The organism is Mycobacterium sp. RTGN6 (assembly GCF_033804605.1).
Taxonomy (GTDB): domain Bacteria; phylum Actinomycetota; class Actinomycetes; order Mycobacteriales; family Mycobacteriaceae; genus Mycobacterium.
In genome coordinates, this window is record NZ_JAPZKZ010000002.1 from 179463 (window position 1) to 204779 (window position 25317).

Below are 25317 nucleotides of genomic sequence, written 5' to 3' on the forward strand. Positions count from 1 at the left end.
CGGGTGGTAATTAGCTCTGCAACAGAGGTATTGTGGTCGACGTGGAGACTCGTACCGACCTCGCCGTGGAGCTCTTCGCGACCGTCGGCCGGTTTCGTCGCCAGGTCCGCCGCTCCGGCGGCCCCGCGATCGGCACCGGGCTGCCCGAATCCCAGGCCGAGTTGCTCCGGCTGGTGGGCCGCCAACCCGGCATCTCGGTGCGCCAGGCGGCGGCCGAGCTCGGGCTCGCCGCCAACACCGCGTCCACCCTGGTGTCGCGACTGTCGGCCGACGGGCTGCTGATTCGCGCCGTCGACCCCGACGACCGCCGCGTCGGCAGGTTGCGCCTTACCGAGTCGGCACAGGCCGTCGCCGACGAGTCGAGGGCGGCTCGCCGCGCCGCGCTGGTGGCGGTGCTCGAACGCCTCGACGACACCCAACTCGACCGCCTGACAAAGGGATTGGAGGTCGTCTCGGAGATGACCCGCATGCTGCAGGAGGACCGAACATGACCGCCCCGGCGATCGAATGCCGCGGACTGCGCCACCGCTACGGCGATTTCGTCGCCGTCGACGACCTGAACCTGACGGTCGAGGCGGGCGAGACCATGGGCCTGCTCGGGCCCAACGGGGCGGGCAAGACCACCGTGGTGCGGGTGCTCACCACCCTGACTCCCGTCCAGGAGGGCCAGGTGCGCATCTTCGGGCTCGACGCCCGCCGCGACACCATGGACATCCGGCACAACATCGGCTATGTGCCCCAACAACTCTCGATCGAGTCGGCGCTCACGGGTCGGCAGAACGTCGACCTGTTCGCCCGGCTGTACGACGTGCCCCGTCGACAGCGACGCGCCCGCGTCGACGAAGCGCTCGACGCCATGAGCCTGCTCGACGTGGCCGACAACCTCGCCGGCACCTACTCCGGCGGCATGGTGCGGCGCCTCGAGTTGGCCCAGGCGCTGGTCAACCGGCCGTCGCTACTGCTGCTGGACGAGCCCACCGTCGGGCTCGATCCGATTGCGCGCGACAGTGTTTGGACTCAGGTGGCGGACATGCAGGCCGAATACGGTATGACCGTGCTGCTGACCACCCACTACATGGAGGAAGCCGACGCACTGTGCGACCGCGTCGCGCTCATGCACCACGGCGTGCTGCAGGCCGTGGGAGCGCCCGAGGAGCTCAAGGCCGGGCTCACCTCCGAGGCCTCCCCCACCCCGTCGCTGGAAGACGTGTTCCGGCACTACGCCGGGTCCGACCTCGACGAGGACACCAGACGCGGTTTGCAGGAGATCCGCACCAGCAGAAGGACGGCCCGCCGTGTCAGTTGATCGCGCCGTTCACGTCGAGCTGATCCGGGCCCCGCGCGGCCTGCGCCGGGTCAGCGGTCTACTGCGTCGCATGGGCGCCTTCGGGCTCGTCGAATTCCAGAAACTGGGCCACGACCGCAGTGACCTGATCACCCGTATGGTGCAACCGGCGTTGTGGCTCTTGATCTTCGGGCAGACGTTCTCGCGGCTGCACGTCATCGACACCGGCGGCGTTCCGTATCTTTCGTTCCTCGCGCCCGGCATCATCGCCCAGTCGGCGCTGTTCATCTCGATCTTCTACGGCATTCAGATCGTGTGGGATCGCGACGCGGGCATCCTCGCCAAGCTGATGGTGACACCCGCCCCGGCCGCGGCGCTCGTCACCGGCAAGTCGTTCGCGGCGGGTGTGCGCTCGGCCGCACAGGTGGTCGGGGTGCTGGTGATCGCGTACCTGATGGGCATCGGACTGACGTTCAACCCGCTGCGCATCCTGGCGGCGATGGCGATCGTCGTGCTTGGCTCGGCGTTCTTCGCGTGCCTGTCAATGACTTTGGCGGGTCTGGTGCGCAACCGCGACCGCTTGATGGGCATCGGCCAGGCCATCACCATGCCGCTGTTCTTCGCCTCGAATGCCTTGTATCCGGTGGACGTGATGCCGAGTTGGCTGCGGGCGCTCTCGGCCATCAACCCACTGTCCTACGAGGTGAACGCGCTACGCGCAATCCTGTTGGGCACGCCGGGCAACACCCTGCTCGACGTCGCCGTGCTGGTGGTCGCCGCCGTCGTCGGCGTGCTCGCCGCGTCCGCGTTGCTGCCCAGGCTGGTGCGGTAGTCAGCGGCGCGATGACAGGTCGTACACGGTGGCGCTGCCCACCTTGGTCGCGGTGAAGTTGGCCGCCACCCACTTGGCGATATCCGCGTGGGCGTGGGAGTTCCACCCAGGGCGGTGACTCCCGGAGCCCGTGCTGACGTAGTACGCGACGCGATGGTTGGCGACGTCGTCCTTGAACTGCGGCAGCGTCGGCGCCGGATCGGTGCCCGAGAACCCGCCGATCGCCATCACCGAAGTGCCGGAGGACAATTCGAGCGCCGCAGCGCTCGACGACCGTTCGATGGCGGCCGACCACTTGGTGTCGGTCTGCTTCAGCATGTCCGCCAACTCGGGGCTGTCGACGCCCCTCGCCATGCCTCCGCCGAAGTGGCCGTCTTGAGCGGGGCCCACCGATGGCCCGCCACCCTCGTGCGCCGCGCCAACCGTCGCCACCGCGTATGCCGTAGGCCCGGCTAGCGCCGCCGTCAACGCCAGCGCCAGGGCCGCCGCGGCCGCCGCCGGCCTGGCTCGCGCGAGCCATCCGCTCGCCAACACCACCGCCGCCGCCACCGCCACCGCGAGCACCGCCCACCGCAACGCGGGCAGCCAGTCGGAGTTGCGGTGCAGGATCCACCACCCGAACGCCCCGGTGGCCAGCAGGAGAATCGCGAGTGCGCCTCGGTACCAAGCGGATTCGCGACGGGCCCACAGCTGGCCAACGCCGAGGGCGAACATCGCGGCGATGGGCGGTGCGATGGACAGGCTGTAGTACGGGTGGATCATGCCGTGCATCAGCGTGAGCACGGCCGCGTCGATCGCGAGCCAGCCGCCGAACATGATGGCGCCCGCGCGCACGAGATCGGTTCGAGGCGCGCTGCCCCGGGCGATCACCACCAGCACGGTGGCCACCAGTGCGGTGGGCAGCAGCCATCCGATCTCGTAACCGAACTCACCCGACACCAACCGCATCGACCCCGATGACTGGGAGCCGAACCCGCCGAAGGCCATCTGTGGACCCGTGCGTAGCTGCGTGCCCGCGAAGGTGCCGACGTCCGCGGGCGGCGGCGTGAATGCCGGGTGGTTGCGGCCCATCACCCTCGCGAAACCGTTGTAGCCGAGCACCAGGTTCATGAAGTTGTTGTCGGCGGACCCGGCGAGGTAGGGGCGCGACGACGCCGGCCACAGCAGTGTCAGCACCACGAACCAGCCCGCAGCCGCAACGAACGCGGCGGCCGCCCCCAGCAGGTGCAGCAACCTGCGCCGCATCGGGACGGGCGCGGCGACCAGATACGCCGCCCCGAGCGCGGGCATCACCATGACGCCCTCGAGCATCTTGGCCAGGAACGCGAACCCGACGGCGACGCCCGCGAGCGCCAGCCAGCGCGCCCCGTTGTGCTGCAGCGCCCTCACTGTGCAGTAGGCCGCGGCGGTCATCAGCAGCACCATCGCCGCGTCGGGGTTGTTGAACCGGAACATCAGCACCGCGACCGGCGTCACCGCCAAGGCCAGGCCTGCCAACAGCCCCGTCCACTGGCCACTGATGCGGGCGACCGCGGCGTACGTCAACGCCACGGCGGCCACGGCCATCAACGCCTGCGGGATCAGCATGCTGGCGCTGCTGAATCCGAATAGCTGCCCGGAGAGTCCCATGACCCACTGCGACAGCGGCGGCTTGTCGACGGTGATGAAGTTCTGCGCGTCGAGCGACCCGAACAGCAACGCCTCCCAGTCGCGTGACCCGGCCTGGGCGGCAGCGGCGTAGAACGGGTTGCCCATGCCGTTGATGGTGATGTTCCACAGGTAGAGCGCGGCCGTGGCGACCAGCAGGAGCACCAGGTAGGCGCGGCGGAAGGGGATGCGGAACGCTCGCGTGGACTGCGGCGGGTCGGCGGGCCCCTCGTTCGACGGGTCCCAGGTCTCCGGCCGCTCGAGCGTCTCTGTCACACCGACCAGTGGGCCATCGCGACATTGTGGCAACCTGTGAACCGACGGCGAGCCTGCTGCGGGTCCTGCCTCTGCAGCCTCATCGGTAACGCGGCGACGGCCCGGCGACGAAGTTCAAGTGACGTCATGATTCGGCCGATGTGCTGGACTTTGTTAGTTTTGAACTGCCAAGCGCCGGCTTTCCGGTGCCCAAGATTGGGGAGACTGTGCGCAACGCCTTCAAGATCGCCAAGGTGGTGGCCGCCGTTGCGGCCGTCGCCGTCGTGTCGGCCACCGCGGTACAGATGTTGACGCCGTCGCCGTCGCCGTCGGCGAAGCAGGAGACGGTGACCGTCCCCGTCCGCGAAACCGCGTCGATCAACGCGTCGGGCAGCACGGTCGGTATCTCGGACTCCGACATCTACGGCATGTCGCCCGAGGACGTGAATCACACGTTCGACTTGATGACCTCGACCGGTGTCCGCACGGTGCGCGTGATGATGCCGTGGGCGGGCATGGAGCCCAGCCCCGGCCAGTACGACTTCGGTCAGGTCGACATGATCGTCGACGCCGCCAACGCCCGCGGCATGTCGGTGCTGGGCACCCTGGTGTCCTCGCCCGGTTGGGCGGTCGAACCCGGACTGCCTGCCGTCTCGAGCCCGCCCGCGTCTGCGGCCACCTATGGCGACTTCGCCGGCGCGGCAGCCAGCCACTTCCGCGGCCGGGTCGCCGCCTACGAGATCTGGAACGAGCCCAACGCCGCGATGTCGTGGACGTCGGGTCCGCAGGGCCCCGAGCCCGCCGTGTACGCGGGGCTGCTCAAGGCGGCGTACCCGAAGATCAAGGGCGCCGATCCGTCCGCGCTCGTCATCGGCGGCGTCGTCGGCGCCGTCGTGTCGTTCTTCTCGCTGACGATGGATCCGGTGACGTTCGTCGAAAAGATGTACGGCGCAGGCGCGCAAGGCTCGTTCGACGCGCTGTCCTACCACCCGTACCAGTACACGACGATGTTCTCGGCGGGCGGCAACCTGCCGAATTCGCCGATCCTTCAGCTCGGGGCGATTCACGACAAGATGTCGGCCAACGGGGACGGCGGCAAGAAGATCTGGGCCACCGAGTATGGCGAGCCCACGTCGAGCGTCGACGAGGCCACGCAGGCCGCGTACCTGACCGACTTCCTGACGAAGTGGCGGGCGCTGCCCTATGCGGGCCCGGCGTTCATCTACACCACCCGCGACCGCAACACCGGCAGCGGCGCCCCCGACGACACGTTCGGGCTGTACCGGACGGATTGGTCGGCCAAGCCAGCGGCGGCCGCCGTCCAGGCGCTCGCCTGACGGCTAGCTGACCAGCCGCGAGATCGACTCCAGCGGGATGCCGAGCCAACTCGGGCGGTGTCGGGCCTCGTAGCCGACCTCGTACACGGCCTTGTCCAACTCGTAGACGGCGAGTAGCTCCGCGGAGTCGCGCGGATCGGCCCCCGACTCGGCGGCATACCCCACGCAGAACGCCGCCCGGTTGCGGTCCACCCATTCGCGGGCCCGCGCCGCCAGCTGCTTGTCGAGCTGCTCGTCGCCGCCACGGTCGGGCGGCCGCTCGACCACCCGTTGGTATGCCGCGTACTCGTAGGACCGCAGCACGCCCGCGACGTCACGCAGCGACGAGTCGGGGCGGCGGCGCTCTTCCAGCGGCTGTCCGGGCTCGCCCTCGAAGTCGATCACCACCCACTTCTCCGGCGTGCGCAACACCTGGCCCAGGTGCAGGTCGCCGTGCACGCGCTGCACGACGACTTGGCCGTCATCGAGTCCGTGGGCGCACTTGCGGTAGCGCTCCTCGATGAGCTCGACGTACGGCGCCAGGTCGGGCACCGCACTGGCCACCGAGTGCAACCTGGCGAGCAGCGTGTCGGTGGGAAACGGTGCGTGCGTCGTCCCGAGTGTCTGCGCCAGGCTGCGGTGCACGGACGCGACCGCCTCGCCGAGCCGTTCGGACTCCGCCGCGAAGTCTCCGCCCACTTCGTCGGCGTACAGGTCGCCCTCGGCGAACAGGTCGCGCGTGCTCGCCATCGCCATGTCCCAGCCCTCGGCCGAATTGGCCGCGAAGTCGGTGACCATGCCCAGTGCGTACGGCTCGCCGTCCGATTCCGTCTCGAACGAGCCGAGCAGCCGCGCCACGTGGGGGTTGCCCGCCCTGGCCAGCTCACGGTTGAGCTCGACGTCGGGGTTGATCCCCGGTGTCACACGGCGGAACACCTTGAGGATCGCGGTGTCCTCGAACACCACGCTCGTGTTGCTCTGCTCGACACCCATCGGCCGCGGCCAGGCCGCCACCGGCAGCTCCACGTCGGGTTCGCGTGAAAACCGCAGGGGCCCGACGACGGCCGACTGGTCGATGAGCGCCAGCAGGTGCTGCGCCGCGATCGGGTCGTAGAGCGCGTCGTAGCCGACGCGCACGCCGTGCTCGCCCGCGGCCTCACCGATGGTCGCGGCGTCGCTGAACTCCTCGCTCGGGCCGGTCCCCCAACGCACCAGCAGCTGGTAGCGCTCGGCCGGTCCGTCGTCGGCGTACGAGACGTCGAGCAGAACGTGGTCGAGGTCGTCGCGCAGCGCCACGACGGCGTGTGGCACGGCGGAGCGCAGCTCGCGGCCCCGCCCGGCGTACCACCGCTGCTGCGGTAGCCACTCGTCGAACGGCAGGTTCACGGCTGCGCTCCTTCCGTTTCGCTGGGGTCTCGCAACGGCGCCCTGAGTTGGAACCAGTAGAACCCGTGGCCAGGCAACGTCAGCAGGTAGGGCAGCTGGCCGATGGAAGGAAACTCGACGTATCCGGTCATCTCGACGGGCGTGTACCAGTTCCACTGCTGCAGGTTGAGCTCGATGGGCTGCGGGAACCGCGACAAGTTGTTGACGCACAGCACGGCGTCGGTCTGACCGTCCTCGCGGGTGAGCTCCCGCACGTAGGCGAGCACCGACGGGTTGGACCCGCCCAGCTCCCGGAAGCCGCCGATGGCGAACGCGTCGTGGCGACCGCGCACCGCCAACATGGTGCGCGTCCAGTTCAACAGCGACGTGTTGCTGTCGCGCTGGGCCTCGACGTTGACCGACTGATAGCCGTAGACGGGGTCCTGGTTCGGTGGAAGGTACAGCCGGCCGGGGTTGGCGGTGGAGAAGCCCGCATTGCGGTCGGGTGTCCATTGCATCGGGGTGCGCACGCCGTCGCGGTCGCCGAGCCAGATGATGTCGCCCATGCCGATCTCGTCGCCGTAGTACAGCACCGGAGAACCGGGTAGGGACAACAGCAGCGCGGTGAAGAGCTCGATCTGGTTGCGGTCGTTCTCCAGCAGCGGAGCGAGCCTGCGCCGGATGCCGACGTTGGCCTTCATCCGCGGGTCCTTGGCGTACTCGGAGTACATGTAGTCGCGCTCTTCGTCGGTGACCATCTCCAACGTGAGCTCGTCGTGGTTGCGCAGGAAGATGCCCCAGTGCGCCATGTCGGGGATCTCCGGGGTCTGCGCCAGGATCTCCGAGATCGGGAATCGGGATTCGCGGCGGACGGCCATGAAGATGCGCGGCATCAACGGGAAGTGGAACGCCATGTGGCACTCGTCGCCGCCGGTCGCCGGGTCGCCGAAGTACTCGACGACGTCAGCGGGCCACTGGTTGGCCTCGGCCAGCAGCACGCGCCCAGGGAACTCGTCGTCGATGACCTTGCGGCAGTGCTTGAGGAAGGCGTGCGTCTCGGGCAGGTTCTCGCAGTTGGTGCCCTCGCGCTCGAAGAGGTAGGGCACGGCGTCGAGCCGGAAGCCGTCGATGCCGAGGTCGAGCCAGAACCGCAGCACGTCGAGCATCGCCTCCTGGACGGCCGGGTTGTCGTAGTTCAGGTCGGGCTGGTGGGAGAAGAACCGGTGCCAGAAGAACTGCCGTCGCACCGGGTCGTAGGTCCAGTTGGACTCCTCGGTGTCGACGAAGATGACGCGCGCATCCGAGTACTTCTCGCTGGTGTCGCTCCACACGTAGTAGTCGCCGTACGGGCCTTCGGGGTTGCGCCGCGACTCCTGGAACCACTCGTGGCTGTCCGACGTGTGGTTCATCACCAGGTCGGTGACGACGCGGATGCCACGCCGGTGCGCGGCGTCGAGCAGGGCGACGAAGTCCTCGACAGTGCCGAACTCGGGCAGCACCTTGTAGAAGTCCCTGATGTCGTAGCCGCCGTCACGCAGCGGCGAGTCGTAGAACGGAGGTAACCAAAGGCAGTCGACGCCAAGCCATTTCAAGTAGTCGAGCTGCTCGGTTAGCCCCCGCAGATCGCCAGCTCCGTCGGAGTTCGAGTCGTAGAACGCCCGGACTAGGACCTCGTAGAACACGGCGTGCTTGAACCACGTGCGGTCCTCCGGCAGCACGCGTGCATGCCGGTAGTCGTCGGCGGTGGGATGCTCCACGACGCCGTCATGGCTGACGTCGGGTTCGTCTTCTTCGGTCACGTGGCTCATCAGTTCTGAAACCTACCCACGGAACCTGATTCTGAATCACGCCGCGGTCGGCGGCGCGTCGGGGGGTGTGCCACCCTCGATTTGTGCGGCGAGCGTGTCCCGCAACGTGGCGGCGCCGGCCGGGTCCTGCGCGTACTTCGTGGCGAAATGCTTTCCCTGACGGGCGATTTCGACCGGCCACCGGGCGGTCCCGACGAGTCGCAGCAACACGATGAACGGCATGACCACCAGTTCGAGTGCGAGTTCGAGCAGCGATACCACCACGAACAGCACGATGACGACGGCGTAGAAGAGCACCTTGGCCGCACCCCACACCACCCAGACGAGTCCGGCCAGCACCAGCAGCACCACCCGGAGCACGACGTTGCGGGGCAGCCCCTCCTCGGAGGTAGCGGGCGGCTCACCCTCGGCGGCCGGTTCGCTGGGCGAGCTACTCCATGCTTCGCGGAACGACAGCGCCCGGCGCCACGGATACCAGCGCCGGTGCACCCGCCACTGCACGCCGGCGGGATCGAGCACCTGCCGCGTCGCCACCCGACGAACCTACCGTTCCTCAGAACCGATCGTCGGCATCCCACCCGTAGCGCTCGGCGTGCGGCACCGCCGGTCCCGCCAGCTGCCGCCATGCCAGCGCCGCCACCCCCGCGAGCACGCAGACGTCGGCGGCGTTGAAGATCGGCGCCCAGCCCACCGAGACGAAGTCGACGACCGCGCCGCGCATCGGCCCGGGGCCACGGAACAGCCGGTCGGCCAGGTTGCCGCACGCGCCACCGAGCACCAAGCCGAGGGCGACCGCGGCGGCCCTGGACGCCACGCTGCGCCCGCGCCACGCGACGACGCCGACGATCGCCGCCAGGACCAGCGTGAGGTACACGGTCGAGTTGGCCCCCCACGAGAACGCTGCGCCCGGGTTGCGGATGAGCAACCACGCCACCACCTCGCCGACGACGGGTACCCGGTCGCCCGGATCCAGCACGCCCACCGCGACGGACTTCGTCACGACGTCGACGACCAGCGCGCCGGCGGCGGTGCCGAGCAGGAGTCCGAGCCTGGGGCGGTCGCGCATCGGTTGATCTTGGCGGGCGCCAGTGACCGAAAGGTGAACAGTCTGCGACCAGGTCACCTCTTAGCGAACGAAGCGCACCGCATCCTCGCGCAAGCGCCGACCCGAGTTCGCCTGCCGGTATCCGACCACGCTGCCGCTTGCGGTGAGGGCCATCAGGCCGAGCACGCCCGGCACCGCGACCGCGGTGAGCTCGCCGATGCCCGCGGTGCGCAGATACTGCGGATAGCCCTGTCGCAGGGCAGGACGGCCCACGGGCGCGGACGCTCCACCGGGAATGACTTCGGTGACCTGGACCGAACCGTTGGGCGTCACCGAACCGCGGATAGCGGGGGTCTGCGCGCCGGCAGACCCGCCGCCGATCACCTCGGGGCGGGCACCGCCGCCGCGGATGGGCTCCGGGAACCCGCGCGGCGCGCCGGCGATGGGCGGCGGCGGGACCATCGGGGCTTGCAGTACCGGAAGGTTCCCGCCACCCGGTCCTGCGGCGTACGAATGGGAATCGACGCCGTCGGCATCGAGCACCGGTTCCTCGGCCGTGATCCTGAACGACGGCTCCGGCTTCGGCGGCGGGAACGGGTTGTAGGGCGCATACGCGTCGGCGATCAACGAGTTGACGGTGTTGAGCGTCTGTTCCACGGTCGAGTACGTCGTATAGGGATCGGTCAGGTCGATCGACAATCGGAGGCCTTCGGTTCCTGGCAACGTGGGCAGGGGCACCGTGAACGCGGGGGTGAATGGCAGTTTGACGTCAGCGGCGGCCGACGTCCACACCGGCGTCTTGGGCGCGACGGGCTCGGGGGCCGTCGGCTCCGGCACCACCGGCTTGCGCGGCACCACGCCGTCGGACCCCGGGTCGGATTTCTTCGAGCTGGGCTTGACATCGCCGGGTTTCGGGACGTTAGGCGTGGCCCATTCGCCGGGAACGCGGCCGTTGCCGAAGATGCTCAGCGGCCGGTGCAGGAAGTCGCGGATCTGCTCGGCAATACTCCGCGGAATGGGGGCCGGGATGACGGTCGGCTCGGTTTCGGGGGGGTTGCCGGCGTCGGTGCTGGTCTCGGTGTCGGTATTGTTGCCGGGGTCGTCGGGGTCGGCCATCGCAATCCCCGCACCCGCACCGCTGAGTATTAGCGTCGCTGCAAGCGCGCCAATTATCAGGCCAAACCGGGCAGACGGGGTCGGCACAACCCTCTCGCTTCGAGTTGAATGGTGACCCATCGCGGGGTCGGTCTGCAGTTAATTGTCGCATACAAAACTCCTGGTACGTCAGTTTTTTGGTAGCCACGCACTCGGGTAGGGTTCGGTCGTGACGACCCGCGATCACGGCGACCCCGGCGATGCGCCGTCGGTCCCGCCCCCGTTGACCCCCATTGCCGAATTTGCGCGACCGTCAGCGGCCGAGGAGGCGCGCACCATCGCCGTGTCGACCAACACCGGCACGCTCGCCACCCTGACCTCGGCGGGTGACCCGTGGGCATCGTTCGTCACCTACGGACTGCTCGGCGGGGCGCCGGTGCTGTGCGTCTCGAACCTCGCCGAACACGGCCGCAACCTCGCGGGTGACCCACGGGCCAGCATCGCGATCGTCGCGCCGACCACGGACACCGATCCGCTGGCCAGCGGCCGCATCACCCTGGCCGGCGTGGTCGAGCGGCCGGCGGGTGACGAGCTCGCCGAGGCACGTCAGGCGCACCTCGACGCCGTCCCCGCGGCGAAGTACTACCTCGACTACAGCGACTTCACGCTCTGGGTGCTCCGCGTCGACCGGGTGCGCTGGGTGGGGGGCTACGGGCGCATGGACTCCGCGGACGCAGCGTCCTATGCGAGCGCCCAACCCGATCCGGTCAAGCCGGTGGCAGCGGGCGCCGTCGAGCACCTCAACGCCGACCACGCGGACTCCCTCGTCGCCATGGCGCGAAAGCTCGGCGGTTACCCCGACACCGTCACCGCGACCTGCACCGGCGCCGACCGCTACGGGCTCGACCTCCGCGTCACCGCCGAGCGCGGCGTGGCCTACACCCGCATCGGATATGCGAAGCCAATCGACTCCATCGATGAATTACGCATGGCCACAGTCGAATTGGCTCGACGCGCGCGGGAAGCCTGAGCTCGCCACGGCGGGCCGATACCATCAGGTCATGCCTGCCGACACCGAGCGCCCGGACACCTGGCGAGCCGCGTTCGACCTGATCCGCACCCGCGGCCACGAGCGTCGCGAGGAGCCCTTCAAGCTGGCCAGCGGCCAACTGAGCCACGACTACATCGACGGCAAGTTCGCGGTGGACACCGGCGAGCGGCTCACGATCGTCAGCAAGGCGGTGGCCGACCTCGCTGCTAGCCACGGCATCGAGTTCGACGCCGTCGGCGGCCTGACCATGGGCGCCGACCCGCTCGCACACGGCGTCGCGATGGTGACCGGTAAGGCCTGGTTCTCCGTGCGCAAGGAGCAGAAGCAGCGCGGTCGGGAGCAGTGGGTCGAGGGCACCCGCCTTCAGCCCGGCACCCGGGTGCTGCTCGTCGACGACGTCATCAGCACGGGCGGCTCCACGGAGCTCGCGCTCGAGCGGATCGCCCCGCTCGGCGTCGTCGTCACCGGCGTCATTCCGATGGTCGACCGCGGCGACGTCGCAGCCAAGCGCTTCGCCAAGCGCAACGTGCCGTTCGTCGCGCTGGTCACCTATCGCGACTTGGGCATCGAACCCGTCAAGGACGTGTGAGCTAGCTGGGCACCACCAGCACGCGGGTCTGCTCGACGCCGACGGTCACCGACGCCCCAGGCTCGAACACCCGAGCTTGGGTCGACGACAGCTGCGCGTCGATGACGGCACCGTCGGCCAGTGCCACGTACACCCGCGAGATCGGCCCGAGGAACGCGACCGACTTCACGGTCGACGTGCCCGCCGCATCCGCGGTGACGGTCACCGACTCGGGGCGCAGCAGCGCGGTGCCTGCACCCGATGCGATCGACCCGTCCAGCGTCGCCACCTCGGTGCCGAGCAGCCGGGCGCGCCCGGACGCGACGTCGGCGGGCACCTTGTTGTTCAGCCCGACGAATTCGGCGACGAACGGCGTGGCGGGATCGGCGTACACATGCGCGGGTGGCGCGAGCTGCTCGAGCTTGCCCTGGCTCATCACGCCGACCCGGTCGGCGACGGCGAGCGCCTCCTCCTGGTCGTGCGTGACGAACACCGTCGTCGTGCCGACCTCGAGTTGCACCCGCCGGATCTCGTCGCGCAGCTGGACGCGCACCTTCGCGTCCAACGCGGACAGTGGCTCGTCGAGCAGCAGCACGCTGGGCTGGATCGCTAATGCGCGCGCCAATGCGACTCGTTGCTGCTGACCGCCGGACAGCTCCGAGGCGTACTTGTCCATGTGCGCGGAAAGCCCAACCAACTCCAGCATCTCGGACGCGCGGGCGCTGCGCTTGGCCCGCTCGCGACCACGAACCTTCAGCCCGAACTCCACGTTCTGGCGCGCAGTCAGGTGCGGGAACAGGCTGTAGGCCTGGAACACCATGCCCATGTCGCGCTTGTTCGCGGGAACCGACGTCACGTCGCGACCGCCCACCGAAACCGTGCCCGACGTGGCTTCGTCGAGCCCGGCCAGGATGCGCAGCGCCGTCGTCTTGCCACACCCGGACGGGCCCAGCAGCGCGACGAACTCCCCCGGTTCGATGTGCAGGGTCAGGCCGTCCAGCGCGCGTACCGTGCCGTACACGCGAGTGAGGTCGGTCAGCTCTACGGCCACACCGGTCGTCACGTTCTCCGCCTCCGTCTGGTCAATAGCGAAAGTCCTAGCAGCAGCACGAATCCGAACACCAGCACCGCCAACGATGCGGCCACCGACGTCGGGCCGTCGCTCTTGCCGATCGCGACGATCTGCACCTGCAGCGTCTCGAACCCGGACAGCGACGCGATGGTGTACTCACCGAGCACCACGGCGACCGAGATGAACGCCGCCGACAGCACACCGGATGCGATGTTCGGCACCAGCACCCGCACGATCGTCGTGGTCCAGCCCGCGCCGAGTGACCGGGCCGCTTCGGCGAGCGTCTGAAGGTCGATGGCCGACAGCGCGGCGTCGAGCGCCCGGTACGCGAACGGCAACACCACGACCACATAGACGAACGTGAGGGTCAAGGCCGACTCACCGAGCAGATATGTCACCCAGAGGTAGACGTTCTTGAGCCCCACCACGATCACCAGCGCCGGGATGGTCAGGGGCAGCAGGCAGAGGAACTCGACGAGGCCCTTCGCCCACGGTGTGCGCAGCCGCACCCAGATCATGGTGGGCACCAGCACGACGAGCATCGCGACGACGGTCAGCACGGCCAGCAGCAGCGACGTGATGATCGCCTCGTACAGCGCCTCGTCGGTGATCAGGTTGGCCCACGCGGCCCCAGTTCGCCCGCCCTTGATCAGGTTTCGTGTGGAGAAGTCCGCCATCGCGTACAGCGGGAACAGGAAGAACAGGCCGAACACGAGCCAGAGCGCGCCGCGGCCCAGCGTCCTCATCGAAGCCACCGTGCCGTCCGGCGGACCAACAGGTTGTAGGCCACCATCACCACTGCCACCACCACGATCATCTCGAGCGCCAGCGCGTAGGCGAAGCCGGCCTGCCCGAGCACCACCTCGCTGGTGAGCGCCGAGCGGATCAGCAGTGGCAGGATCGGACTGCCCTGGCTGACCAGCGCGGCCGCGGTCGCGTAGGCGGCAAAGGCGTTGGCGAACAACAGAAGTATCGAACCGAGGAACGCGGGCGTGAGCAACGGGACGGCGACTTCACGCCAGTACTGCCACGTCGACGCGCCGAGGCTGATGGCGGCTTCCCGCCACTGCTCGCGCAGGCCTTCGAGCGCGGGCAGGAAGACGATGACCATCAGCGGGATCTGGAAGTACGTGTACACCAGGATCAGCCCGGGCAACCCGTAGAGCCAGCCCGATCCGGTCAGGTTCGCGCCGAGGTACTCCTGCACCCACAGGGTCAGTACGCCGTTGAGCCCGATGGTGGCGAGAAACGCGAAAGCCAGTGCGACACCGCCGAACTGGGCGAGCACGCTGCACAGCGACAACACCGTCCGGCGCACCAGTGACTCGGCGGGCCGGGTCACGATGAGCCACGCCAGCAACGCGCCGAAGATCGCGCCGAGCAGCGCCGTGCTCCCGGAGAGCAGCACGCTCTTGCCCAGCGCCGAGAGGGCGGTCTCGCTGAACAGCGCCTGCACGCGCGCCAGCGAGAAGCCACCTTCGTCGTAGACCGCGCCGACGAGAACCGTGATCGTCGGCACGATCAGGAAGATCGCGACGACCGCGAAGAACGGCAGCAGCGGTAAGGCGTCTCGGAGTCGGCGGAACAGGATCAGCCGACCGCCTTCGCCCAGTTGGCTTCCAAATACTTCTTCGCTTCCTGGTTCTGCGCTTCGGAGATGAACGTTGCGCCGCCGTCGACGGGCGGCAGCTGCCGGTATGCCTCGAGGTCGATGGTGCCCGCGACCACCATCGTGTCCGCGCGCACCGGCCGGGCCCCGCCCTTCAGGTAGAGGTTCTGCCCCTCGTCGCTGTACAGGAACTCCTGCCACAGCCGCGCGGCGGCCGGGTGCGGCGCGTCGGCGTTGATGGCCTGGTAGTAGTACCCCGCGACGGCGGCGTTCGGCGGGATGACGACCTTCCACGACGGGAGCTTCTTGGTCTCGGCGACGTTGAGGTAGTCCCAATCCATGACGACGGGCGTCTGGCCGGACTCGACGGTGGCGGGCGTCGGGTCGACGGGCAGAAAGTTGCCTGCCTCCTTGAGCTTTCGGAAGAACTCGACCCCCGGCGCGATGTCGTCGGGCGAGCCGCCCTGGCTCACCGCCACCATCATCACTCCGGAGAATGCCGCGCCCGCCTGAGTCGGGTCACCGTTGAGCGCCACCTTGCCCTTGAACTCGGGCTTCAACAGGTCGTTGACGCCGGTGATCTCGGGCACCTTGCTCGAGTCGTAGCCGATCGACATGTAGCCGCCGTAGTCGTTGATCCACTTGCCATCCGGATCCTTGAACGACTCCGACACGTCGTCGAACTTCGCCACCTTGTAGGGCGCGAACATCGACGTGTTGGCCAGCGCAACGGACTGACCGAGGTCGAACACGTCGGGCGCGGTGCTCTTGCCCTTCTGCTGGTTGGCGGTGTTGATCTCGTCCTGGCTGTTGGCGTCGGGCTGCGCGGAGTTGACCGCGATGCCGTACTTGTCCGAGAAGGCCTTGATGATGGCGCCGTAGTTGGCCCAGTCGGGCGGCAGCGCGATGACGTTCAGCTCGCCCTCCTTCTTGGCGGCCGCGACGAGGCCCTCCATGCCGCCGAAGTCGGCGGCCGAGGTGGCTTCACCCGCCTTCACCCCCGATTCGGTCCGCGCGCCGTCGTCCTCCTTCTGAGGGGGTGCGCAGGCCACCACTCCGCCCGTGACGAGTAGGACAAGGGCGCACGCGGCGACGAGCCGGGAATTCTTCATTGCCGAACCTTCTTATGGTCGGGAGGCGCTGCGATGACGCAGACCCCAATGCGGGGTGACTGCGCCGGGGCGCCACGGTGAACGAATCGACATCGACCGCGACCTTACCGGTGGGACTGAGCAGCGGCGGACGTTCTCGAGACACCCGATACCGCGGCAGGCACGACGTGACGATTTGGACACGACCGCACGATTGACCAGGTAGCCACCTAGCATCAGAGGGGTGGCTGACAGCGAGGCCTCGGGGGATTCGAGAGTGGACGATCCGGTCGACACCGACCGGCTCGGTGTTCAGGCGCCCGATAGCGCCGAACCCGAGCAGGAGTTCGACTACCTCTTCGAGCAACAGGGCGAGGGCGACCCGCCGACCGAACTCGAATATGCACCGGTAGAACACGGCACCGACTGGGGCCCCGTCGCCGCCGCCGACGAGCCTCGCGACGACAGGTTCGACGCCTTCGACGCGAACACCTGGCACTTCAAACCCGCTCCGACTCCGTGGTTTGCGACCCGGACCGCGATCCTGGGCATCGGTGCGGTGTCGATCGCGGTGGTTGCGCTCGTCGTGTCGGTCGTGCTGCTCGCGTTCCAGCCCTCCGAAGACGTTCCCACGCAAGGCACGTCGACGACCCCTAGCTCGGCGCCCACCACGGCGACAGCCACCAGCAGCGCCCTACCCCCGCCGCCGCCTCCGCCGCCCCCACCACCGCCACCGCCGCCTCCCTCGCAGTCGGCGCCGGCGTACTACCCGCGCAGTCAGCCAAGGCCGACCAAGAAGCCGGAAATCAACGTCACGCGTGCGCCGATGAGCGTGTCACCCCAGCCGCGCGGCACGAGGTGACCAGCGAGTCGGATCCCGCCGCCGTGTTCGCGGCCGCTCCCGTCGCGGCGCTGGCGACGGTGGGGTCCGACGGTGCGCCCCATGTGGTTCCGGTGGTCTTCGCGCTGCACGACGACGTCGTCTACACGGCCATCGACGCGAAGCGGAAGACCACCCACCGGCTGCGTCGGCTCGCCAACATCGCCGCCAATCCGCGGGTGAGCCTGCTGGTCGATCACTACGACGAAGACTGGTCGCAGCTGTGGTGGGTGCGCGCCGATGGCGTTGCGGCGGTTCACGACAGCGGCGAACAGATGGCTGCGGGCTACGCACTGCTGCGCCAGAAGTACTCACAGTACGAGCGGATCGCGCTGAACGGTCCCGTCGTCACGGTGAACGTCCTGCGCTGGTCGTCCTGGGAAGCATGAACGGTAGCTGACCCCTCCGTTTCGGGCGACCATCACGCACGGGTCTGTTGAGTGACGCGCGGCACGAGAAGGCTTGTGACGTAGATCAATTCCTGCCAACCGTCGATCATTTACTGCCACCGGAATTAAATGCCTGACCACTTGGTTTGACCTATCGGACCGGGTTGGGAAATGGCCCCCAAACCGGCGATTGGGGAGCATCCGAGCCGCGGTAGACCTACCACGGCTCGCGTGCAGAAGAAGATGAAGAGGTAGCACCACATGAAGAAGTTCGGATTTGCCACTGTCGTTGCGAGCGGGCTAGCCGCCGCCGTCCTCGGGTTCGCTGCACCCGCCTTCGCCGCACCGAGCGGCCCGGGCAGCGCCCAGGACACCATCAGCAAGCTCGAGGCGCAGGGCTACAACGTGATCGTCAATCACGTTGGCACCACGCCGCTGGATCAGGCGAGCGTCGTAAGCGTCCGTCCCGGACAGACCTACAGCCGCACGGATTCCGGCAACCCGGGTGACGATCTGCTCACCACGGTGACCGACAAGACGGTCTACGTCGACGTGAAGTAGCCCATCGCGCGACGGCTTGAGAGGGGCACCCCGCATGGGGTGCCCCTCTTTCGTGCGTCGGTGCCTTGTGCCACGCCCCGGTTCGGGGAATGGTGGATCGACGGGGACCCCAAGGGCGCTGGAGGGGCATGTCATGGCAGACAAGGCGAATAGTTCGCACGGCAACGGAGCCGCCCCCACCGCGGACGATCCGGCTTCCATCCGCAACGTGGTGCTCGTCGGGCCGTCGGGCGGCGGCAAGACAACGCTCGTCGAGGCGCTGCTGGTGGCGGCGAGCGTGCTGACGCGACCAGGCTCGGTGGCCGACGGCACTACGGTCTGCGACTGCGAGGACGCGGAGGTCGACCAGCAGCGCTCGGTCGGACTCGCACTCGCGTCCCTTTCGCACGACGGCGTGAAGATCAACCTCGTCGACACGCCCGGCTACGCCGACTTCATCGGGGAACTGAGGGCCGGCCTGCGGGCGGCCGACTGTGCCCTTTTCGTCGTCGCGGCCAACGAGGACGTCGATGAGCCGACGCGCTCGCTGTGGTGGGAGTGCAGCCGGGTCGAGATGCCGCGCGCGGTGGTGATCACCAAGCTCGACCACGCGCGCGCCAACTTCGCGAACGCGGTCGCGACGGCGCGGAAGGCGTTCGGCGACAAGGTGATCCCGTTGTTCGTGCCCGACGGCGGCGGCGTGACCGACCTGCTGTCCGAGTCGGCGCCCGACGAGCTGCGCAGCACGCTGATCGAGGGCATCATCGAGGAGTCCGAGGACGAGTCGCTCATGGAGCGCTACCTCGGCGGCGAGTCCGTCGACCGCGCGGTGCTGATCGACGATTTGGAGAAGGCCGTCGCGCGCGGCTCGTTCTTCCCGGCGCTCCCGGTGTGCAGCACTACCGGGGTCGGCACCCGCGAACTGCTCGACGTGATCGCGCGCGGCTTTCCTGCGCCGCTCGAGCACCCGATGCCCGAGGTCTTCACCTCAACCGGTGCGACCCGCCCGTCGCCCGCGTGCGATCCGGCGGGTCCGCTGCTTGCCGAGGTGGTGAAGACGACGTCGGACCCGTACGTCGGCAGGGTCAGCCTGGTCCGGGTCTTCTCGGGCACCATCTGGCCCGACATGACGGTTCACGTGTCGGGCCATTTCTCGTCGTTCTTCGGATCCGAGGCGGTCGGGCCACTCGCCGGACACGTCGATCACGACGAGGACGAGCGCATCGGCGCGCTGTCGTTTCCGCTCGGCAAGCGCCAGCGCCCGGCACCCGCGGCGGTGGCGGGTGACATCTGTGCGATCGGACGGCTCAGCCGCGCCGAGACCGGGGACACGTTGTCGGACAAGGGGCATCCTCTGGTGCTGAAGCCGTGGACCATGCCCGAGCCGCTGCTGCCCATCGCCGTTGCGCCGCACGCCAAGACCGACGAGGACAAGCTCGCGGTCGGGTTGGGGCGGCTGGTCGCCGAGGATCCGACGCTGCGCGTCGAGCAGAACTCCCAGACGCATCAGATCGTGTTGTGGTGCATGGGCGAAGCGCACGCGGGAGTGGTGCTCGACGCGCTGTCGAAGCGCTATGGGGTCGCCGTCGACACCGTCGAACTGCACGTGCCGCTACGGGAGACGTTCTCGCGACCAGCCAAGGGGCACGGCCGTCACGTCAAACAGTCCGGCGGGCACGGCCAGTACGCGGTGTGCGACGTCGAGGTCGAGCCGCTGCCGGAAGGGGCGGGCTTCGAGTTCGTCGACAAGGTCGTCGGCGGCGCCGTGCCGCGCCAGTTCATCGCGAGTGTGGAGAAGGGCGTTCGTGCGCAGATGGAGAAGGGGGTGTCGAACAGCGCGGGCCCAGGTCATCCGGTCGTCGACATCCGCGTCACGCTGGTCGACGGCAAGGCCCACAGCGTGGACTCGTCGGACTTCGCGTTCCAGGCGGCGGGCGGGCTGGCGCTACGCGAGGCCGCGGCCACGGTGCCGGTGAAGCTGCTCGAGCCCGTCGACGCCGTGTCGGTCGTGGTGCCCGACGACTTGGTCGGCGCGGTGATGAGCGACCTGTCGAGCCGACGCGGCCGCGTGCTGGGCACCGACCGCGGGGCCGACGACCGCACGGTGGTGAACGCCGAGCTGCCCCAGGCCGAGTTGACCCGCTACGCCATCGAACTGCGCGCGCTATCGCACGGCGCGGGTTCGTTCACCCGAACCTTCGCCCGATACGAGGCCATGCCAGAATCAGCAGCCGCCAAAGCGAAGACGGGAGTCTGATGGCACTGCGCATCGTTCAATGGGGAACCGGTGCCATCGGCAAGGAAGTGCTCGCGACCATCCTCGATCCGCGGTCCGGGCTCGAATTGGCCGGGGTGAAGGTGTATTCCGACGACAAGGACGGGGTCGACGCGGGCGTCCTGCTCGGGCGCGACCCCGTCGGGGTGACGGCGGCGAAGGACACGGCGACGATCCTCGCGCTCGACGCGGACTGCGTGGTCTACACACCGCGGCTCACCGACGTCGACGAGGTCTGCGCGATCCTCGCCAGCGGCAAGAACGTGGTGACGACGGCGTTCCTGTTCCATCCGGACCGCATCGCCGCGACCGACCGCGACCGGCTGCTCGCGGCGTGCCACCAGGGCGGCACCACGGTGCACGGCTGCGGGCTCAACCCGGGCAACATCTCCGGAGCGCTGCCGCTGGCGCTGAGCGGGATGAGCCGCACCATCTCCAAGCTGACGCTGCAGGAGCGCGCCGACTGGTCGGTTTACGACAGCACGGCCATCACGTTCGACAACATGCGCTTCGGTGCGCCCGTCGACGAGATCAGCGTCACCGCAAACGATTTCCTCGCATTCAACAGTTCGATCTTCACCGAGCAGGTCTGGCTGCTGGCCGACGCCTTGCATGCGGGCATCGACGAGGTGACGGCGACAGTCGAGGCGGTCGCCGCCGAACACGACCACCAGATCTTCGATCACGTGCTACGCGCGGGCACCACCGCGGGGCAGCGGTGGAACTGGGTCGGCAGGCGCGCGGGAGAGCCGCTCGTCGAGATCGAGACGTTGTGGACCGTCGGCAACGAGTACCCCAAGCACTGGCCGAAGCCTCAGCACGGCTGGACGCTGACCATCGAGGGCGACCCGTCGATGCGGACGCACTTCTTCTCGCTGGCCAGCTTCGAACGGGACGCCACGATGCTCGAGCACGTCAACTCCGCGAATGTCGCAACTGGGATGCAGGTGCTCAACGCGGTGCCTGCGGTGTGTGCGGCCGCGCCGGGTTTCGCGACGGCGGCGACGTTGCCGCAGGTGCACACCCTCATCGGCTTCGGCAACGCCTGAGCTCGCCGACACCGACGCCAGCCACCGCCCCTCGAAACTGCGGTGAGATCGCGATTCTCGATGTTTTCGCGATCTCACCGCAGTTTCGACGAGCAACGTCAGCGAATTCATTGGTCATTGCCAGACCCCATGTCGGGGGCTAGCCTCACCCTTACTGAGAGCTGGCTGATTGTTTGCTGCCTCCCGGGGGGAGGTCGTCGTCGTGGGATGTGCGAAGTACGTGGGCCGGGTCGGCGCGCTGGCGGTGGCACTGGGCATTGGCTCGGCGATCGCAGGCGCGGCGGGGGTCGCGGTAGCGGAGCCGACGAACCCCGACACGGCGTCGGCCACGGAGAAGGGCCAGGCGCCACCCCCGCCACCTGCACCGGAGGCGCCCGCCTCGAAGGACGACGCCCCACCTCCCGCCCAGGAACCAGCAGACCCTGACGAGAACGCCGCGCCGGAATCGGCAACGGAGTCGACCGTCGAGGTGGCGGACGGCGTAGTGGTGTCCAGTTCGGGCGGGCCGCACACCTCGACACACAGCGCATCCGAGCGCGTCTCGAAGAAGTCGGCCAAGCCGAGGCAGACGGCTACCCCTTCGTCCCCGTCGACGCCGGAGTCGACGACGTCCAACCGTCGCGCCGTCGACGCCGATACCGCGAAGCCGAGCGTCTCGTCGCCGGCGCCCTCGGTGGCCAAGCAGTCGTCCTCCGAGCCGACGTTCGCGACGACTGCGACGGTGCGCGCCTCGGTGCCGCAGCCTTCGACGCCGCCCGCCGCGGCGCCCGCTCCGATCGTGAACGTCGTGTTGAGCGCGCTGGCCGCGGCGTTCGGAGCCACCGGTGGACCAACATCGCCCGTGCAGTCGCCCATGGCGTGGGTCGTCACCGCCGTTGCCCGCCGCGACCTGGGCGAACCGCTCGACACGACCGCCGCCGCGCGCACCTCCGCCGTCACGCTGGCCGCGGCCGCCCCCAATCAGCCGCCGACGAATCCCGTTGCGACGGTGAGCACTCCGAACTCCTCGACGGGCGTGGTGACCGGAACCGTCAGCGCCACCGACCCCGACGGCGACACCCTGACCTACACCACCCCGGCCAACACCACCAAGGGCAGCGTCAGCATCACCAGCACCGGAGCCTTCACCTACACCCCCACCGCCGCCGCGCGGCACGCCGCCGCAGCAGTCGGCGCCACCACCGCCAAGGAAGACACCTTCACCGTCACCATCAAGGACCCCTACGGCGGCACCACCACCAAGGCCGTCACCGTCACCGTGCTCGGCAAGAACACCGCACCCACCGGCTACGCCTACGTCGGCTACCCCAACGGCACCACCGGCGTCGTCACCGGCTCAATCTCCGCCGGCGACAACGACTACGACCCACTGAGCTACTCAGCCACCAACACCACCAAGGGCACCATCACCGTCACCAACACCGGCGCCTGGACCTACACCCCCACCGCCGCCGCCCGGCACGCCGCCGCCGCGGTCGGTGCCCCGGCCACCGCCAAACAAGACACCTTCACCATCGCAGTCAAAGACGGCTACGGCGGCACCGCCAACATCAACGTCACCGTCACCGTGCTCGGCAAGAACACCGCACCGGTCAATCCCATTGCGACGGTGGGCAGTCCGAACTCCTCGGGTGTGGTGACGGGGACCGTCAGCGCCACCGACGCCGACGGCGACATCCTGACCTACACCGCCCCGACGAGCACCCCGAAGGGCACCGTGAGCATCACCCCCGCAGGGGCGTTCACGTACACCCCGACGTCCGCGGCCCGGCGCACGGCCGCGTTGGCCACCGCCACCGCCGCAGACAAGCAGGACACCTTCACCGTCACCATCAACGATGGCTACGGGGCGACCATCACCAAGACGGTCACCGTCACCGTGCTCGCCAGGAGCAACGCCGCACCGGCGAATCCGATTGCGACGGTTGGCACTCCGAACTCCTCGGGTGTGGTGACCGGAACGGTCAGCGCCACCGACCCCGACGGCGACACCCTGACCTACACCACCCCGGCCAACACCACCAAGGGCAGCGTCAGCATCACCAGCACCGGAGCCTTCACCTACACCCCCACCGCCGCCGCGCGGCACGCCGCCGCAGCAGTCGGCGCCACCACCGCCAAGGAAGACACCTTCACCGTCACCATCAAGGACCCCTACGGCGGCACCACCACCAAGGCCGTCACCGTCACCGTGCTCGGCAAGAACACCGCACCCACCGGCTACGCCTACGTCGGCTACCCCAACGGCACCACCGGCGTCGTCACCGGCTCAATCTCCGCCGGCGACAACGACTACGACCCACTGAGCTACTCAGCCACCAACACCACCAAGGGCACCATCACCGTCACCAACACCGGCGCCTGGACCTACACCCCCACCGCCGCCGCCCGGCACGCCGCCGCCGCGGTCGGTGCCCCGGCCACCGCCAAACAAGACACCTTCACCATCGCAGTCAAAGACGGCTACGGCGGCACCGCCAACATCAACGTCACCGTCACCGTGCTCGGCAAGAACACCGCACCCACCAACGCGAGCGCAACGGTCACGAACACCAACGTCAGGACCGGCGTGGTGACGGGCGTCGTCACGGTCGTCGATCCCGACGACAGCACGTTCACCTACACGTCGACCACGTCGGCGAAGGGATCGCTGGCGTTCGGCGGGAACGGGTCGTTCACGTACACGCCTACGCTCGCTGCGCGCCAGGCCGCGACCGCCCCGAACGCCACCACCGCAACCAAGACCGACACCTTCACCATCACCATCAACGACGGCTACGGAGGCCGGGCCACCACGGTGCTCAACGTCGCGGTCACGCCGCTGGGGATCAACGGCCCAATTACTACCGTGAACACCACTGTGGGACAACCGAACCAGGCGCTCGGCGTGGTCGAGGGCACGGTCAAGGGCGTCGACCCCGAAGGCGACGCGCTGACGTACACGCTGACGGGCGGCCCCTCCAGGGGAGCCGTCACCGTCGATGCCGCGACTGGCGCGTTCACCTACACCCCCACCGTGCAGGCGCGGTACGACGCCACCGTCGGCCCCGGCCAGGTCGTCGACGGGTTCACCGTCAGGGTCGCGGACGCGTTCGGCGCCTCGACGTCGGTGGCGGTGACGGCGGTGCCCGTCGCCCCGTACGTGGCGTGGGCCATCGATCAGCGGCCGACGTCGGTCGGCGTGACGGACCCGTACCTGTTCTACGCGTCGCAGGCCGAGACGGACGCGATCCTGGACGCGTTGCAGGCGTCGGGTGTCGACACCGTTCGCATCCACGTCCCGTGGGCCTGGGTCGAACCGGTTGACGACACCTACGACTGGACGGCGATCGACCGGATGGTGGACTCGGCGCGGGCGCGCAACATGACCGTGCTGGCCACGTTGAACCACACGCCCCAATGGGCGGCGACTCCCGGCACTCCCGCGCTGAGCGGCGTCCCCGCGGATCCGCAGAAGTACGCCGACTTCGCCAGCGCCGTCGCCACGCGGTACGCGGGCCGGATCTCGGCCTACGAGGTGTGGAACGAGCCGAACGGCAAGATGTTCTGGGAGCCCGAACCCAATGCCGCGCAGTACACCGCGCTGTTGCGGGCCGCCTACCCGGCGATCAAGCTGGCCGACCCCAACGCCACGGTGCTCGCAGGGTCGATGGGCAACGTCCCCGATACTCCGGGCGAGAGCATCCACGCCGTGCGGTTCCTCGAGCAGATGTACGCCAACGGCGCCGCGGGCTACTTCGATGCGCTGGCTTACCACCCCTACCAGTACTGGGTGCCGTTCTCCGACGCCGACGTGTACCAGGTCCATCCCCGCACCCAGATGGAGGCCATGCACCAGCTGATGGTCGCCAACGGTGACGGCGAGAAGTTGATCTGGGCCACCGAGTACGGGCAACCCGCGGTGGTGGGCGGCGAGCTCCAGCAAGCCGAGTACCTGGCCGACTTCCTGCGCACCTGGCGCGAAATCGACTATGCCGGACCGGCTTACCTGTACACCACCCGCGACGACGCCTCCACCAATCCCACGGATGGGTCCTTCGGACTCTTCCGCGCCGACTTGACCCGCAAGGCCGCGATCGGCGCGGTGGAAGAGGTCATCGACGAGAACGACGCCGCCGACGAAGCGCGCAACCTCTAGCTCCCAA

The 25317-nt window shown here is 68.7% G+C and carries 22 protein-coding genes; 12 read left to right on the plus strand and 10 right to left on the minus strand.

From position 1 onward, the window contains the following. Positions 1-41: 41 nt before the first annotated feature. The 3 genes from SLQ33_RS05170 to SLQ33_RS05180 are packed head-to-tail and all read left to right on the plus strand — an operon-like array spanning position 42 to position 2117. Positions 42-491: a MarR family winged helix-turn-helix transcriptional regulator gene (locus SLQ33_RS05170; protein ID WP_319452729.1), complete on the plus strand. Its 450-nt coding sequence runs from the start codon at positions 42-44 to the stop codon at positions 489-491. Continuing rightward, positions 488-1306, plus strand: a complete 819-nt coding sequence (locus SLQ33_RS05175; RefSeq protein ID WP_319452730.1) for an ATP-binding cassette domain-containing protein — start codon at positions 488-490, stop codon at positions 1304-1306. Before SLQ33_RS05170 ends, SLQ33_RS05175 begins: the two co-directional genes overlap by 4 nt. After that, positions 1296-2117, plus strand: a complete 822-nt coding sequence (locus SLQ33_RS05180) for an ABC transporter permease (RefSeq protein WP_319452731.1) — start codon at positions 1296-1298, stop codon at positions 2115-2117. The genes SLQ33_RS05175 and SLQ33_RS05180 overlap by 11 nt, the downstream gene beginning before the upstream one ends. On the opposite strand, the gene SLQ33_RS05185 is transcribed toward SLQ33_RS05180, so the two are convergent. Continuing rightward, the gene (locus SLQ33_RS05185; protein WP_319452732.1) at positions 2118-4040 is read right to left on the minus strand and encodes a glycosyltransferase family 39 protein; all 1923 of its coding nucleotides are present in this window, start codon (positions 4038-4040) and stop codon (positions 2118-2120) included. A 185-nt stretch (positions 4041-4225) separates the two neighbouring features. Here SLQ33_RS05185 and SLQ33_RS05190 point away from each other — a divergent pair, with 185 nt between their 5' ends. Continuing rightward, the gene (locus SLQ33_RS05190; protein ID WP_319452733.1) at positions 4226-5356 is read left to right on the plus strand and encodes a cellulase family glycosylhydrolase; all 1131 of its coding nucleotides are present in this window, start codon (positions 4226-4228) and stop codon (positions 5354-5356) included. 3 nt (positions 5357-5359) lie between these two features. Here SLQ33_RS05190 and SLQ33_RS05195 read toward each other — a convergent pair whose 3' ends face one another. The 5 genes from SLQ33_RS05195 to SLQ33_RS05215 are packed head-to-tail and all read right to left on the minus strand — an operon-like array spanning position 5360 to position 10669. Continuing rightward, the gene (locus SLQ33_RS05195; RefSeq protein WP_319452734.1) at positions 5360-6721 is read right to left on the minus strand and encodes a maltokinase N-terminal cap-like domain-containing protein; all 1362 of its coding nucleotides are present in this window, start codon (positions 6719-6721) and stop codon (positions 5360-5362) included. Next, a complete protein-coding gene (gene treS / locus SLQ33_RS05200; RefSeq protein WP_319452735.1) occupies positions 6718-8508 on the minus strand; it encodes a maltose alpha-D-glucosyltransferase in 1791 nt (596 codons plus the stop codon). The genes SLQ33_RS05195 and treS overlap by 4 nt, the downstream gene beginning before the upstream one ends. A 36-nt stretch (positions 8509-8544) precedes the next feature. After that, positions 8545-9042, minus strand: a complete 498-nt coding sequence (locus tag SLQ33_RS05205; RefSeq protein ID WP_319452736.1) for a hypothetical protein — start codon at positions 9040-9042, stop codon at positions 8545-8547. 19 nt (positions 9043-9061) lie between these two features. Continuing rightward, positions 9062-9574, minus strand: coding sequence for a signal peptidase II (gene lspA / locus SLQ33_RS05210; protein ID WP_319452737.1), 513 nt, complete (start codon positions 9572-9574; stop codon positions 9062-9064). Positions 9575-9634: 60 nt separating this feature from the next. Continuing rightward, positions 9635-10669, minus strand: coding sequence for a hypothetical protein (locus tag SLQ33_RS05215; protein WP_319452738.1), 1035 nt, complete (start codon positions 10667-10669; stop codon positions 9635-9637). Between the two features lie 208 nt (positions 10670-10877). On the opposite strand from SLQ33_RS05215, the gene SLQ33_RS05220 reads away from it, so the two are divergent. After that, entirely contained in the window at positions 10878-11678 is an 801-nt protein-coding gene (locus tag SLQ33_RS05220) for a HugZ family protein (protein WP_319452739.1), read from the plus strand. Positions 11679-11709: 31 nt separating this feature from the next. After that, positions 11710-12288 carry an orotate phosphoribosyltransferase gene (gene pyrE, locus SLQ33_RS05225; protein WP_319452740.1) on the plus strand — a complete coding sequence of 193 codons (579 nt, stop codon included), beginning with the start codon at positions 11710-11712 and terminating at the stop codon, positions 12286-12288. Between the two features lies 1 nt (position 12289). On the opposite strand, the gene SLQ33_RS05230 is transcribed toward pyrE, so the two are convergent. Genes SLQ33_RS05230 through SLQ33_RS05245 form a run of 4 tightly spaced genes read right to left on the minus strand, consistent with a single transcriptional unit; the run spans position 12290 to position 16060 of the window. Beyond that, positions 12290-13330, minus strand: a complete 1041-nt coding sequence (locus SLQ33_RS05230; protein ID WP_319452741.1) for an ABC transporter ATP-binding protein — start codon at positions 13328-13330, stop codon at positions 12290-12292. Continuing rightward, positions 13327-14085, minus strand: a complete 759-nt coding sequence (locus tag SLQ33_RS05235) for an ABC transporter permease (RefSeq protein WP_319452742.1) — start codon at positions 14083-14085, stop codon at positions 13327-13329. The genes SLQ33_RS05230 and SLQ33_RS05235 overlap by 4 nt, the downstream gene beginning before the upstream one ends. Further along, on the minus strand, positions 14082-14933 hold the full coding sequence (locus SLQ33_RS05240; RefSeq protein ID WP_319453262.1) for an ABC transporter permease: 852 nt from the start codon (positions 14931-14933) through the stop codon (positions 14082-14084). The genes SLQ33_RS05235 and SLQ33_RS05240 overlap by 4 nt, the downstream gene beginning before the upstream one ends. Then, the gene (locus SLQ33_RS05245) at positions 14930-16060 is read right to left on the minus strand and encodes an ABC transporter substrate-binding protein (RefSeq protein ID WP_319452743.1); all 1131 of its coding nucleotides are present in this window, start codon (positions 16058-16060) and stop codon (positions 14930-14932) included. Before SLQ33_RS05245 ends, SLQ33_RS05240 begins: the two co-directional genes overlap by 4 nt. A gap of 223 nt (positions 16061-16283) precedes the next feature. Here SLQ33_RS05245 and SLQ33_RS05250 point away from each other — a divergent pair, with 223 nt between their 5' ends. The 6 genes from SLQ33_RS05250 to SLQ33_RS05275 all read left to right on the plus strand — a co-directional run bounded on the left by SLQ33_RS05250 (position 16284) and on the right by SLQ33_RS05275 (position 25310). Then, complete coding sequence (locus SLQ33_RS05250) at positions 16284-16901, plus strand: hypothetical protein (RefSeq protein ID WP_319452744.1); 618 nt, start codon at positions 16284-16286, stop codon at positions 16899-16901. Continuing rightward, complete coding sequence (locus tag SLQ33_RS05255) at positions 16898-17308, plus strand: TIGR03668 family PPOX class F420-dependent oxidoreductase (RefSeq protein WP_319452745.1); 411 nt, start codon at positions 16898-16900, stop codon at positions 17306-17308. The genes SLQ33_RS05250 and SLQ33_RS05255 overlap by 4 nt, the downstream gene beginning before the upstream one ends. 261 nt (positions 17309-17569) lie before the next feature. Then, positions 17570-17869: a hypothetical protein gene (locus SLQ33_RS05260; RefSeq protein ID WP_319452746.1), complete on the plus strand. Its 300-nt coding sequence runs from the start codon at positions 17570-17572 to the stop codon at positions 17867-17869. Positions 17870-18002: 133 nt separating this feature from the next. Further along, a complete protein-coding gene (locus SLQ33_RS05265) occupies positions 18003-20105 on the plus strand; it encodes an elongation factor G (protein WP_319452747.1) in 2103 nt (700 codons plus the stop codon). Further along, positions 20105-21172: a dihydrodipicolinate reductase gene (locus tag SLQ33_RS05270; RefSeq protein WP_319452748.1), complete on the plus strand. Its 1068-nt coding sequence runs from the start codon at positions 20105-20107 to the stop codon at positions 21170-21172. Before SLQ33_RS05265 ends, SLQ33_RS05270 begins: the two co-directional genes overlap by 1 nt. Positions 21173-21374: 202 nt before the next feature. Next, positions 21375-25310: an Ig-like domain-containing protein gene (locus tag SLQ33_RS05275; RefSeq protein ID WP_319452749.1), complete on the plus strand. Its 3936-nt coding sequence runs from the start codon at positions 21375-21377 to the stop codon at positions 25308-25310. The last annotated feature ends 7 nt before the right edge of the window (positions 25311-25317 follow it).

Coding starts and splice junctions, on each gene's coding strand:
- SLQ33_RS05175 (WP_319452730.1), top strand. CDS start 488: ATGACCGCCCCGGCGATCGAATGCCGCGGACTGCGCCACCGCTACGGC.
- treS (WP_319452735.1), bottom strand. CDS start 8,508: ATGAGCCACGTGACCGAAGAAGACGAACCCGACGTCAGCCATGACGGC.
- lspA (WP_319452737.1), bottom strand. CDS start 9,574: ATGCGCGACCGCCCCAGGCTCGGACTCCTGCTCGGCACCGCCGCCGGC.
- SLQ33_RS05215 (WP_319452738.1), bottom strand. CDS start 10,669: ATGGCCGACCCCGACGACCCCGGCAACAATACCGACACCGAGACCAGC.
- pyrE (WP_319452740.1), top strand. CDS start 11,710: ATGCCTGCCGACACCGAGCGCCCGGACACCTGGCGAGCCGCGTTCGAC.
- SLQ33_RS05235 (WP_319452742.1), bottom strand. CDS start 14,085: ATGAGGACGCTGGGCCGCGGCGCGCTCTGGCTCGTGTTCGGCCTGTTC.
- SLQ33_RS05245 (WP_319452743.1), bottom strand. CDS start 16,060: ATGAAGAATTCCCGGCTCGTCGCCGCGTGCGCCCTTGTCCTACTCGTC.
- SLQ33_RS05260 (WP_319452746.1), top strand. CDS start 17,570: ATGAAGAAGTTCGGATTTGCCACTGTCGTTGCGAGCGGGCTAGCCGCC.
- SLQ33_RS05265 (WP_319452747.1), top strand. CDS start 18,003: ATGGCAGACAAGGCGAATAGTTCGCACGGCAACGGAGCCGCCCCCACC.
- SLQ33_RS05270 (WP_319452748.1), top strand. CDS start 20,105: ATGGCACTGCGCATCGTTCAATGGGGAACCGGTGCCATCGGCAAGGAA.